Origin of the sequence: Kordiimonas aquimaris (genome assembly GCF_025574485.1) — a bacterium.
Lineage (GTDB): Bacteria > Pseudomonadota > Alphaproteobacteria > Sphingomonadales > Kordiimonadaceae > Kordiimonas > Kordiimonas aquimaris.
Genome location: NZ_JAOBPO010000006.1, coordinates 1 through 13,679, shown reverse-complemented (window position 1 = coordinate 13,679; position 13,679 = coordinate 1). Strand labels below are relative to the sequence as shown.

At 48.8% G+C, this 13,679-nt stretch carries 9 protein-coding genes; 2 read left to right on the top strand and 7 right to left on the bottom strand.

Annotated elements, in window-relative coordinates:
- Positions 1 to 254: 254 nt before the first annotated feature.
- The 6 genes from OEU88_RS15855 to OEU88_RS15830 form a co-directional block, all read right to left on the bottom strand.
- A complete protein-coding gene (locus OEU88_RS15855; RefSeq protein ID WP_262696187.1) occupies positions 255 to 1,478 on the bottom strand; it encodes a metal-dependent hydrolase family protein in 1,224 nt (407 codons plus the stop codon).
- A 29-nt stretch (positions 1,479 to 1,507) separates the two neighbouring features.
- Positions 1,508 to 3,172 carry a hydantoinase B/oxoprolinase family protein gene (locus OEU88_RS15850; RefSeq protein WP_262696186.1) on the bottom strand — a complete coding sequence of 555 codons (1,665 nt, stop codon included), beginning with the start codon at positions 3,170 to 3,172 and terminating at the stop codon, positions 1,508 to 1,510.
- Complete coding sequence (locus OEU88_RS15845) at positions 3,172 to 5,190, bottom strand: hydantoinase/oxoprolinase family protein (RefSeq protein WP_262696185.1); 2,019 nt, start codon at positions 5,188 to 5,190, stop codon at positions 3,172 to 3,174. Before OEU88_RS15845 ends, OEU88_RS15850 begins: the two co-directional genes overlap by 1 nt.
- 156 nt (positions 5,191 to 5,346) lie before the next feature.
- Positions 5,347 to 7,593 (bottom strand): TonB-dependent receptor, encoded by a 2,247-nt coding sequence (locus OEU88_RS15840; protein ID WP_262696184.1) that lies wholly within the window; start codon positions 7,591 to 7,593, stop codon positions 5,347 to 5,349.
- A gap of 128 nt (positions 7,594 to 7,721) precedes the next feature.
- Positions 7,722 to 8,243, bottom strand: a complete 522-nt coding sequence (locus tag OEU88_RS15835; protein WP_262696183.1) for a peptidylprolyl isomerase — start codon at positions 8,241 to 8,243, stop codon at positions 7,722 to 7,724.
- A gap of 84 nt (positions 8,244 to 8,327) precedes the next feature.
- A complete protein-coding gene (locus tag OEU88_RS15830; RefSeq protein WP_262696182.1) occupies positions 8,328 to 10,997 on the bottom strand; it encodes a LuxR C-terminal-related transcriptional regulator in 2,670 nt (889 codons plus the stop codon).
- Between the two features lie 89 nt (positions 10,998 to 11,086).
- Here OEU88_RS15830 and OEU88_RS15825 point away from each other — a divergent pair, with 89 nt between their 5' ends.
- Positions 11,087 to 11,374, top strand: a complete 288-nt coding sequence (locus OEU88_RS15825) for a hypothetical protein (RefSeq protein WP_262696181.1) — start codon at positions 11,087 to 11,089, stop codon at positions 11,372 to 11,374.
- 93 nt (positions 11,375 to 11,467) lie between these two features.
- On the top strand, positions 11,468 to 12,466 hold the full coding sequence (locus tag OEU88_RS15820; protein WP_262696180.1) for a zinc-dependent alcohol dehydrogenase family protein: 999 nt from the start codon (positions 11,468 to 11,470) through the stop codon (positions 12,464 to 12,466).
- A 196-nt stretch (positions 12,467 to 12,662) separates the two neighbouring features.
- Here OEU88_RS15820 and OEU88_RS15815 read toward each other — a convergent pair.
- The coding region (locus OEU88_RS15815; RefSeq protein ID WP_317279143.1) for a calcium-binding protein at positions 12,663 to 13,679 on the bottom strand (1,017 nt) is incomplete at its 5' end.

Below are 13,679 nucleotides of genomic sequence, written 5' to 3'. Positions count from 1 at the left end.
TAGAGGCTCAGAGATATGGTAAGCTAGTAATCTTCTTGAAAGATCAGCAACTTGACGATCAGGCGCTTCGCATATTGTTGGGCTTTCCTGTTCGGACAACAAGGTTATGATCTAGACGCCAAATCTGGATAGAGTAAGTGAACTTTCAGTTTTGGCCGCTGATGCGCATATTAAATCCCAACTGTGACAGGCTATTTTGTCGTTGAGATAAGCAACAACGTTTTCAAAAGCTATAAGAAAGCCAAGGTGGAGCATTATCCAACACGACGACCACTTTGATACACAGCTTCAATTGCCTCGCCATTTGCCAATGACGACAACTCTTGCAATGGATTAGTATTCAGCATGAGAAAATCTGCAAAAGTGCCCTCTTGAATTATTCCAATTTCACGTTCAAGACCCATAAGCTCTGCATTAACTGCTGTCGCGGAATTTAATATCTGAAAGGGAGTTTCAACTTTTGACCGAAGTAAAATTTCCTGCCGTTGAAATTTATGTAGCTCCCCCAATAGGTCTGTACCAAATCCGATTTTTACGCCTGCTTCCCGACAAATGCGAATAGATTCCAGTCCCTTTGAAGCAACTTCATCAAGTTTGGCAATCATTGTATCGGGCGCACCAGTCTCGTGGCCATAACGACCAAGACTGTCATAGGTTATCAATGTTGGCACAACAAAGGCTCCCGCCGCTTGAGCTTCGCCGGCCACTTCCGGGGTTATCAGGTTGGCATGCTCAATAGACCTGATACCAGCCTTGACTGACCGGGCTATCGCTTCAGGGGTGTAAGCGTGAGCAACCACATATGCCCCTCGTCGGGTTACTTCATCAACAACAGCTTCCAGTTCCGGGTCCGAGTATTGCAAGGACCAAATTGGGTCGCTCGGGGAAGAAATTCCACCGGAGACAAAAACCTTGATATGGCTTGCACCGCGCCTTAATTCTTCGCGCGCAGCAGCGCGAATATTATCAACGCCGTCAACAACTTTGGTAAGCATGCCACTGGAACCGCAAGCGCAAGGCTCTAGCGATGGTGGCCTCATATCACCGTGGCCGCCCGTTTGGCTAAGGGCTTTGCCCGCATAAAACAGCCTGGGGCCGGTAAACAGCCCATCTTCCAATCCCTGCCACAGGCCATAGTCCGCGCCCCCCACATCGCGTACGGTGGTAAAGCCCCGCCGAAGTGCGCCCGACAATAGCTCTGAGCCCTTCAACGCGTGATAAGTCTGGGGCAACTGGTCTAATTTTGCAAAGTCCAGATCGGACGCGTAGGCATGAAAGTGCGCATCAATAAGGCCGGGCATCAGAAATTTACCGGTCATATCAAGGGTGTGAACATTTTGAGATGAAGGAACGGTATGCCCAATTTTAGCAAACCGCCCCTCTTCAATCAGGATGTTCTGAGCTGGCAAAACCTCTTCATCATGTCCGTTAAAAACAGAGACATTTTTCAGATACAGGTTAATGCACTCACGTTCCATTGGCAAAACTCTATGTCCAACCCATTACATCAAACGGCATATGACTTTTCAGCCTCAGTATCGGTAACATAATGGTTTTCGATATCAGCCTGAACAAGGTCAGGGTCGCGCTGCGCTGGAATACCGTACCCGCCACCACCACCGGTTTTCACCTGAATGACCGTACCAGCCATCAGGGGGGTTGCATTGCTCTTCAGCGCACGCAGTTCAGTGCCATCAGGATGTGTAACAACAACTTCCGGCGGTTTGCCTGACATGCCACCAAATAAACCCCACGCAGTCGTCTTAGACCGTTCAAACCAAAGCGACATATTGGCGTCATTAGTGATCTGATACTCGCGGACACTACCGTTTCCACCTCGATATTTACCGGCCCCGCCGCTATCGGCCCTGATGCCATATTTCTGGATGCGAATAGGGTAACGGTTTTCATAGACCTCTATTGGATAATCGCGGAAACTGCCGTTTACATTGTTGATCAAACAGTCCTGTCCATCATTACCATTCCAGCCGCCCCAGCCGCCGGTATTGGCTTCTACTGCGACAAAAAGCTCATCATTTTTTGACTGGTCATAGCCCGTTAGGATCAGCACCATGGAATCGCCGTAATGCGCAGCAGCAGCAGTGTCAGGCATCACGTCTGACATGGCCTTGACGAACAAATCGATCAGTAAACCAAGCGAAGAGAAATACCATGAGCATGCAGCAGGTTCTTGGGCATTAAAAATCGACCCTTCTGGCGCCACAATATCAAGGGCAGTAAATGTGCCTCCGTCAACCGGTCGCCTCGGGTTCACCAGCAGCTTAAAAGCCACCCTTGCCGCCGAAACTGTTTGAGTTGCGCCGCAATTAACAGCCCCTCGGGTCTGCTCCGCTGACCCTGTCAGATCAACCGTCATGTGGTCGCCTTCGACTTTAACGGTTAGCTTAACCGGCACAGCGTCGTCCGTAAGGCCGTCGCTGTCGAGCGCTCCTTCCGCAGAATAAACGCCGTTGGGAATAGCTGCGATTGTTTCATGTTCCATTTCAGCAGACTGCCTGAAAATATCATCACGCGACGCCCAAACTGTCTCAAGGCCAAAGCGATCCAGCAAAGCACAAAAGCGGTCTTTACCGGTGTTGCCTGCAGCGATCTGGGCATGCAAATCACCGAGCAATGCGTCACCAAACCGGCTGTTTCGCTTCAGGAAAGTCAAAATATCGTCAACTGGCTCACCAGCCCGGTAAGCCTTGGTCGGCGCCCATCGCATACCTTCCTGATAAATTTCATGGGAGTCGGTAGGCTGGCCTGCATCCTTAGCACCAACATCGAGCCAGTGCGCACGAGAGGTAGCAAAGCCTATCCTTTCGCCCTTCCAGAATATGGGGACAATTACGGTAACGTCATTGAGATGCGTTCCCGCGATGTACGAATCGTTCAGGAAGACAACATCGCCCTCGCCGAAATAATCCCAACCGTGCATTTCGGCAACGATTTGCACACACAGGGACAGATTGCCCAAAAACAGCGGCAGCCCTAACGATTGACCTAGCACTTCGCCTGTATCATCCAGGAGCGCGACGGCGCAGTCTTTACCTTCATAGATGATCGGTGTGTAAGCGCTGCGAATAAGTGCCGCATTCATATCTTCTGCAATGGAATTGAAGGCATTGCGAATAATTTCTGTCGTAATTGGATTTACTTCGGTAGTCATTATACGTCCTCCTCCGATTGGATAAGCAGATTTCCGATATCGTCGATTTTGAATGTGTAGCCCGGCGGAATAATGGTTGTGGCGCTGGCTTCCTCCACCACGGCTGGGCTTTGAAACACACCGTCCTTGGGCAAAAAATCACGTTTGTATATGGGGGAGCGATGAGAGCGCCCATTAAAAATTATGTTCCGGTGAGCAACGAGCGGCTCTTGTGACGCTTGCTCTGTAGACCCAGACACCGCGGCCCGCTCCAGGCGTCCAATGGCCGCCAGCCGCAAATTGATAATTTCAACAGCTGCCTCATGCAGAGCATGGCCATACCGTGCCTGATACAGATCATGGAATTTCTCGATCGCCGCATCAAGGTTTGCGGCATCCGCAAGGGGAACATTGATGGTATATTCCTGCCCGACATATCTCAGGTCTATTGAGCGAGTGAATTCCATATGTGGCTCTGGCACCCCTTCTTCAATCAGCACTTTTTTACCATCATCCAGCATGTCCTTGAACATCCCGGCCAGCCGATCAGTATCGGCCTCATCCGAAACGGCATAGTAGGTCACACTGAAATCGTGGCGAATGTCGCTTTGCAACATACCCCAAGCGGAGAAAGTGCCGGGAAATCTGGGAATTATTATTTGTTTAATATCAAGTTCACGTGCCAGTTCAACGGCATGCATTGGCCCGGCACCGCCAAAAGCAACCAACGTAAACTCACGGGGGTCGATCCCTCTGCCTACAGTAATGGTCCGCATGGCGTCGGCCATTTTTGCATTGCCAATTGCAATCATGCCTTCCGCTAACTCTGTTGCACTCAGACCAATTTCGCGGCCAAGCGTTTCAAAGGCGCTTGCTGTTGACGTCATATCCAGTGTCATGTCGCCGTTTAGAAGAGAGCCTTTGCCCAAGCGGCCCAAGAATAGATTGGCGTCTGTAATGGTAGGCTGCGTGCCACCCCGGCCGTAGCAAACTGGCCCTGGAACGGAGCCTGCACTTTGAGGGCCAACACGTAAGCCTCCATTTTCCACCCATGCCAGCGATCCGCCGCCCGCGCCAACAGTATCAATATTGATAATCGACATAAGCAGAGGTAACCCTTGCAATACTGTCTCGTTTGACAGTTCAGGCTGACCGTCGACAACAAGGCTCAGGTCAAAAGATGTGCCGCCCATATCCACGCACAAAAGGTTTTCTACACCGGTGCTTTTCGAGAGCTCTACGCCGCCAATACTGCCGCCAACGGGACCAGATAGAAGCGTTGTAATAGGATGCTTGCTTGCATGCGTATCTGTCATAACACCGCCATTTGAACGCATGACATGAATGGTTTGCTGCATGCCTATTTCGAGAAATTCGCGCTTAAGCGTCTCCAGATACAATTCCACAACGGGTGCAACATATGCATCCATAACCGTAGAAGAAGCGCGTTCTACTTCGCGCCACTCCGGTGCCACGCTATGAGACATGGAGATAGAAACACCGGGCAATTCTTTGGCCAATATTTCAGCAACCTTTTGTTCATGCGCCGGGTTTGCGTAAGCATGAAGCAAACATATAGCCACCGCTGGAATATTTTCTGCCTTAACTTTGTCAATGATTGGTTGCAGTGAACTTTCATCCAAAGGCGTAACAACGGAACCATCCCACCCCAGCCGCTCAGACACTTCATGAACGTCCTTGCGAGGCACCAATTGCTTTGGCTTGCGGTAGTGAAGTTTATAGAGTTCCTCTCGGTGCCCTCTGGCAATTGTATATGTATCGCTGATACCCGATGTCATTATGAGGAGTACTCGCGCGCCTTTCCTCTCCAGAAAAGCGTTCAGGCCTACAGTCGTGCCGTGAACAAAAAACTCAATATCTTTAGGGTCACCAATTAACTGACTAACCCCATTAAGGATCCCACGGGCCGGATTTTCGGGCGTGGTTGGAACTTTCCCAATCGTTATCTCACCCGACTTCTGGTCTTCGATCACGAAATCGGTGAATGTCCCGCCAATATCAGCTGCTACACGATACATTTTTTCCTCCAAAATTAGTTCAAACGCCGCAGACTGATGTAAATTAGGCAATAGAAACCATCAGCCGAAAACACTCTCGGTGCACACCTAAACGGCGAAATTCATTCCGTAATAACTGTTGGCAGGAGATGCCCTGTGGCACCTCCCCAACCTGAGCTAGAAATTGTAACGGAAGTCCAAGCGCCAGATGTCTGGCTGCCCGGCGTGGGCAAACCCACCCAATACCCATTCGGAGTTGTAAACTTCATCAAACAAATTAGTAACGGACCCGGTGAGCGACCATGCGCCGTCATTATCTTCAATACCCAGCCTTGCGTTGACCAGGTTAATTGCCGACCGCTCAGTCGTGTTTTCCGGATCCCAGAACTGGCGACCACGTCGCTCATAGTCGACCCGCATGAACAAACCGATATCTGAGGTAATTTCAGTTCTGTACTGACCGCCAATATTCAAGGCGGATTTCGGTACATAAGGAGCCTCATTGCCAACAGCAGAAGGTGTCACGTTATACTCATTAACTTCCGAGTCAGAAATTGCAAGACCAGCGTAGAAATCCAGGTTTGGTGTCACTCTTGCTGTGAGTTCCAACTCGCCGCCCTTGATGGTTACCTCATCAATGGGTACGAGAACCTGCGCACTTACAGCCCCAATGAAAACGAAGTAAGGTGCGTTTTTAACTGTGGTGTGATAGAGCGCACCATTGAGTGATACGCGGTTGTCCAAAAAGGTAGATTTCCACCCTGCTTCAAAGGTATCCGTCGTTTCCTTTCCTAATAGGTCAGAAACGCCAGAGACCCCGGCTCCTGCAGCGATTGCACCCACACCATTTTGGTTAAACTGCCCGCTACGAAAGCCCTGCCCCCAAGAACCATAGATTGAGAAATCTTCAGTCGCGATATACCGCAAACTGACTTTCGGCTGGAACTTACCGAAGTTTGCCTGATTAACGGCTCCTGCTGCCCCAACAGGCGTAACCACCACGCCGTTGGCATACAAACCCTGATCCGGTGAAACTGTTTGTTTGCGTTCATCCCGGTCATACCGGCCGGCAAAAGACAATTCCAAATTCTCTGCAATGTCATAGTCCACAGCCGCAAAAAATGCATAGGCAGTGTTGTCATTGTCATCTGCAATGAAAGACGTCAGCGGACTTGATGCAGGAGACACTGGTTCGCGCCTAACCCTCGTGATGCCTTGTTCCAAATCGTTTGCAATAGACGAAGATACAAAACGATCGGTCAACAGCAAGTAAGCTCCTGCCATCCAGCGGAGGCGTTGATCGCTGTTTGAAGTAAAACGAATTTCCTGACTAAAGGCATCAATGTCGAAAAACTGTGACTGAGTGCCATCAAAAAATGGAAATGCACCAAAGGTAACACTTGAAGCCGCCGTATAGGGGAACTGATCACTCCCAGTGCTCTGTGTGATACTGTCATAGCTGGTTACTGATGAAAACTCACCCCAATCAGCCTGATAGTTCATGCGCAGAGAAAACTGCGTAACATCCCGGTCATCAAGACCTAAGTTATTCGCCGAGAAGTTGCGCTCAACCAAATCTGCGTCGGCAATGGTGAAGTCAAAATTGGGAAGACCAGTAACAGGGTCAACAATCGCTGGCTGATAGGAAAAATTAAGTGATCCAGCATCAGTTCTTATGATATTCACCCGCGCATCAGCAGAAAAATTAGAGGTTGGCGTCCAGAGCAAATGGCCCCGAACAGTAACATCCTCAAAATAGTCTACATTTTCATCAAGAACGAAATTCTCGAACACACCGTCTCGGTTCGTATAACTACCTGACAAGCGATAAGACAATGTGTCTTCCGTTATCGGACCGGAGATGGACCCTTCAACGCTATATTCTTCACCGCTGCCAACACCAGCGCGAACATAACCTTCAAAACTCTCTGATGGCCCAACAGTGTTTATAATAATGGCGCCACCTGTGGCGTTGCGTCCGTATCTGGCGCCTTGCGGCCCGCGCAGAACTTGAATGTTTTCAACATCGAACAACGTTTGGTCGAAGGTACGAGAATTAACCTGCAACACGCCGTCAACAATCACAGCCACAGGCGGCTCGCCATTTCTGGTTTGCGACATACCTCGGATGGTTATGAAATTTGTACCCGCATCTTGCGAATTAGCTATTGTGATGCCAGATGTCAAAGCTATAAAGTCATCGACACGGTTGACCCGCGCATCTTCGATAGTCTGCTTGCTCAGCACCGATACCGAAAGCGGCGCAGACTTCAAAGACTCTTCGCGTCCACGCGCCGTTACCACTATCTCTTCAAATGCAAACTCAGGGTCTTCAGACTGCTCGTCCTGCGCCAATATCTGATTATTAATGCCTGCAATTGTCAAAGCACAGGTGGCCACACTCATTTTCAGGTATTTTTTCATTATTCCCTCCCAAGGATTTAGTTCCCTTAATAGTGAGCTTAGAAAACATTGGCTGCAATATCGCATCGGGGTAGTTTTAGCCCTTATTTGGGTGGGGCACTACAAGTCAGCCCTACCCAATCGGGTAGTTATTCTAGTTTCGCGCTGATTATTGGGATCTCTTGGCGTAAATACTCTTCAGATTCCGCGCGCTGAAATATCTCATCTAGTATGGTGAAGCCCGCGCAGACTTCACCAAAAGCTGCGAAGCCCTGACCATCAGGGTGGCGCCCTCCACCAAAATCGAGAGCAGGTTCATCTCGCATCATTATGAAAAAACTTCCGTAGACCTCTCCAACTCCCATTCGAGCGGCAGAGACAGTCCATTTCGTATGGGTTATGCCAGTTTGCAAAGTTGACTCGTGCTTGAGAAACGGAAGAAACTCGCGACCATTTTCACGCAGGCCACCCTGTACCACATTAATAGGGCAATCCGGATTATAACTATTGTTCTGATTATTGACGATCCTGAAAATAGAGGTGTTGTCTAGCATCCCCTCTCCGACCAGTTTCTTGAAATAATTAACAGTCGCAGGCGCTCGGCCCTCATTCAATTTTATCCGAAACTGCCCAAGCGGTGTTACAATCGCCATTGTGTGATTGGCATTCATATGTATCTCCGTCGTTTAAACAGAGAATACGTTTATTTGGCCGAACTGTAACCTGCCCACATGGGTAGGTCGGCTTTTGCAAGGCTAAATCAGGCCTTTTCGTCGAGCTTCAAATACCGCTTCACCTCGCCGACCAACGGAAAGTTTCATGTAAATGTTTTTGAGGTGAAATTTGACTGTGTTGTCTGTGAGGTCCAGCTCTCTGGCAATCAACTTGTTGGATTGTCCTTCTGCCAAGCAGGTTAGAACCTGCCGTTCCCGTAAGCTTAATATATCAGGCCCTTTGGGTTGATCGCTTTCAAACTGGCCTGAGAGAAATTTGTCAACAAAAGCCTTGTTGACCCCCTCACTGGAGCTTCCAAGGTGATCACGGTGATTATACAAAGCTTTCTTCAAGTCTGCGTTCACTTTAAACGGCCAGAAAAAATCATATTTAGCACACAGTTCTACCAGCAATGACAACTGCTCAACTAAACGTTTGCTGTTCCCTCGCACAAGGTAAAATTCAGCCTGGGCCGCCACAAGCCTAACATGATAAAAATTAAGGGTTCGGCCCCGCGTCCATATAATGTTGTCGGTTAGTAGCTTTTCTGCTTGCTGACCAGGCACCAACCCCAACGCATATAATTTTGTCGAGGCAATGACACGGCTAAACCAATTTGAGGGATCATCAATGTCACAAGCCAATGCTACAACCTTGCTCGCAAGAGGAGCAACTTCGTGCTCATACCCAACATGCCGAGCAGCTTCCACCCTCAAGGCTTTGCAAAAAAGCTTCAATCTTGCCAGATCTCTAGTGGAAGCGACACTTTGATACCGCTCCACAATCGAATAAGCCGTTGCCCAGTCAGAGTTACTGGCCGCTAGGTGATAACCGGCATCTAGCCCAATCAGATATACCTCGGTCCAGCCATCATGTTCCTCAAGGTCCGTCAACGACGCCACAAATGCTTGCAAGTCACTATCGCTCGCCCGGCCTGACCAAACAGCAATAGCAAACCGAAGTGACTTTGCGATGTATTTGAGGCCACTATCGGCGCCAAAATTTTTCTCAGCTTCTTCATAAGCAATCTTGGCATGGGCCACAGCCGCATCGAAGTCACACCGATATAGGGCAGCGACACAAGCGTGGACATAGCAATAATTTAGCCCCAGAACCGACCCGCCTTGACGCATAAGCTGAGAGGCATCTGTCAGACAGTCTTCAACAGGCATCATTTGAGCGTTGGCAAAAAAACCGTTTACTTCCATGCACCTCAACGTACCAATGGATAGCGAATCCAGCTCTGGCAAACCGTCTTTTGCTCGATCAATATAACCATCCAAGTCTGCCTCATCCATGATGATGTCCTGATAAACACCGAGGAGCTGGCCAACCACCAACTGGTCTTGCAACCATTTAGGTTCCGCGCAATCACGATTGGACCAACTAGTGCTATCAAACAGAAATCGCGCTTGCTGAAGCTCGCCGTCCTTACAATGCAAGTAGGTTCTTGCCAGGGCAACACGCGGAAAATTCTTCAATTCGTCTTCCGGCACAAAACGAAGAAGTTTCCTCATAAAACCAATGCCGCGCGTAACAATGATTTGCCACCCACCAAGCTCAAGGATTATGTCAGCACACCGTTGATAATCTTTGATTTTTGATGCGTAATTTGCCGCTTCCACCGGCTGACCATTTTCCCAGTGCCAATCACTGGCCCGAAAACACAAGTGACGAACACGATCCCAATTACTTTTACGCAAGGTCTCAAAAAGATACTCTGAAAATAGGTGATGATATCTAAACCATGTACCTTCCTGGTCCATCGGAATTATGAATGCGCTCAATTGACTAAGCATTTCCATATTTGCCCATGCATCTGGTTTTTCAAATACATGATTAAGCAAGTCGGCACTAAATCGACTGAAAACAGAGGTGGACAACAGAAATTGTTGCGCTTCATCTTCGAGAGAGTTCACGACCTGTTCGGTAAGATAAGAGGCAATAAAACTGTTTGGGTGCCCGGGGGCAGAAGCAGGGAAAGTATTTAAGCTTCCACTGCCAAGCCGGGCAAGCTGTACCGCCACTGGCCACCCTTCGGTTTTCTCATAAATTGCAGAAAAAACATTAGCGACAAAACCCGAGCCAACGGCTTGCTTCGCTTCGTCTTCGGTAAGCCGTAGCCCATCAGATCCGAGTTCCACCGCGATGCCAGACGCAATCAGTGTCGCACAATCAATATCAGGCACCACCCTACTATTCACCAAAATGGTAAAGGATTGAGGTGTTTCTTTGATCAGTTGCTTTAACAAGGTGTCAATTTGCGGTGAACATACCCTGTGATAATCATCTAACACCATGACGCAGGGTGTATCATTCAATTCAATTTCAGAAATCAAACGTCGCAGGATGACTCGTTCAGATGAATCGGCAAATCCATTTTTTGCCCCTACCTCCAGTTCATCCAGCTCAAAACCGGCAGCTGCGAGCGATAAGGTAAAGTATGATAAAAACTGTCTGCCATCAAAGTCATTTTCATCTAACGAAAGCCATGGGCACAGAATCTGCTCTTTACGCAGCGAATCTCGCCACTGAGAGATCAATGTTGATTTACCAAAACCTGCTGGCGCGATCACAAGGATCAATTTTTTCTGAAGCCAGCTGGTCAGCCTATTCGTTAAGCGCTGCCGTTCCACAAGCCTAATATTTGGTCGTTCCGGCTCAATTTTAGACGGAATAAACCAGTTTCCAAAATAGCTTGTGTCCTGCATTTGTCCCCACTTCCCTTGTCTGAGAGCTTCGACAGTAGCTTTATGTACCAAGCTATATCAATACTATTTAATTCGCAGATTCAGGTAGAATGAGAGTTTGGGCTACAAGCTTACATACCGGATTATTGTTTCAACAATTCGATAGTCCCAACGCCAAAACGAGCAGATTCATTCCGCAAGAAGGCTTTTACAACAAAGAACTAGCTCGCTTTTTAGAAACCCAATTAACCAAACACATGATTGAAATGAAAAAGGCCAGCATTCCAAAAACACCAGGCTTCGAAATGAAAGAACGTTGGATTCCATGGCTATTAGCCACCCTTATGGGTGGGTTATTCGTCGACGCCCTACCCTTTTTAGATATTGCTCCTCGTTAGTTGCAATGTGAAAATTCACCCTGATTTCAAAAGAATCTGTCAACCCATCTTTGATTGGCAGCTTTATCGCCACTAACTTATGGGGAGCTTCAAATGAAAACAACAGCATTGCAATTTCACGAAACGAACGGTGTAGACTCGCTTCGGATCGAAGAAATTGACCGGCCAAAACCTGGACCGAACGAAGTGCTAATCGATGTAAAAGCCTTTGCTCTCAATCGAGCCGACATTCTGTATTTAGAGGACAACCATTATTCTGTTGCATCCTTGCCTTCTGGCCTAGGCTCAGAAGCCACTGGTATTATTGAAGCCATTGGTTCGAATGTGAAAGGTTTTAAGGTCGGCGACGGTGTGTGCACACTTCCGCACGCTAACAGTACATATGGTGTTCACGCCCAGCATGCTGTTTTTAACGCAGATTTCATCGCCCCTTGGCAGGACACCTTATCTAAGGAAGAAGCAACCTCGACCTGGATGGAAATGTTGACTGCCTATTATCCTCTTATTGAAACGGCAAAACTGACGCGGGGCGATTTCGTTTTAATTCCTGCCGCAAGTTCCAGTGCAGGACTTGGCGCCATTGCGCTCGCAAAAGATGTTGGCGCAATCGTTATTGCCACAACACGCACGAGTAAGAAAATGGCAGACATTTTTGCCAGTGGTGCAGACTATGTTGTGGCGACAGATGAAGAGGACCTCACCGCCCGAATTCTCAAAGCAACCAACGGTGCAGGCGTTCGCGTTGTCTACGATCCGATTGGCGGTGATTTCATCGATGATTACGTTGAGGCGCTTGCTGAAAATGCGCTCGTGTTTATATACGGTGTTCTGCGCGGCATGCATGCTCAGGTGGACATCGTAAAGATGGTTCGCAAAGCCGCAACCGTTATCCCCTATTCGCTGTTCAATCATATACGCCACGCAGATCAACGAGAACGCGGCGTAAACTACGTTCTCGAACGCCAAGAAAAAGGTCTATTAATGCCCAAGGTTGATAAGGTCTTCGGTTTTAACGATGCCATCGCCGCATACCGTTATATGCTTAAGGGAGAACAAGTTGGTAAAATAGTGGTGTCAACCGAGAGAACATAGCGCTTCGCTATGAACCTATAATCTGCGCCTATACACGAACCAATATTTTCATCTATATGTTTAAAACTTAGCTATATTTTCTAAAGCAAAAGGCCCCATGTGGGGCCTTTTTATCGTATTGGTTACGCAAGCATGCTTTGAATCACCATATTGGGCAGCTGTTCAATTCCTCATTGAGTATGGTTTACCTGAAAGTCTAACCTACCACCTGCCCTGCATCAAACAGTGCTTGCAGTTCGGTTTGGTTGATGCCTTCGAGGGTCAGTGTACCATGGGTACCGATGGTGAGCGTGGCACCGCTCGCATCAAACGTGGCTGAGGATAGCAGGTCAGCCAGCACAAGGCCTTCGATCTCGGAGAAGTCGAGCGTGTCACTGTCACCGTCCGCTGTGCCAAAGTCAGTGATCGTGTCATTGCCAAAGCCTGTGATGAAAGCGAACGTGTCATTACCGTCACCACCAGTGATATTGTCATCACCGGCACCGCCGAAGATCAGATCATTGTCATCACCGCCGTCAACTGTGTCATCGCCCGCGCCGCCAAACAGGGTGTCATTACCAGCACCACCGTTAACCATATCATTGTCTGATGCGCCAAATGCCTGATCATCGCCGCCGCCACCAAAAAGTGTGTCTTCACCAGGGCCACGACCACCATAGATAATGTCACTACCCATACCGCCAGTGACACTGTCATCTCCGTTGCCGCCACCAAGCGTATCGCCACCATCATCACCAATGATGCTGTCATTACCAGCACCAGCATAGATGGTGTTACGGCCGCCGTTTCCGTTCACTGCCATATTTGTTGTCGTATCGAACGAACCACCAATGATGACATCATCACCATCACCACCAAACAGGCTGTCATTACCTGATGCATCTGTGCCATTACCGTCAATGTCACCACCAACGATAAAGTCATTACCGGCACCGCCGCCAACAACATCATTACCGCGGTTACCTTCAACCGTATCATTGCCTTCGTCGTCAGGACCAGCAAACACACGGTCATCACCCGAACCACCAGATATACTGTCATCACCCGCATCACCGCGCAGGAAGTCGGCGTTACTGCCACCATCAATGGTGTCGTTACCCGCGCCTCCAAGCACCGTGTCATCACCCTGATCACCACGCAGAGCATCATTGCCTGCGCCGCCGTCAACACTGTCTGTGCCAATGCCGCCAGACACCGTATCATCACCACCACC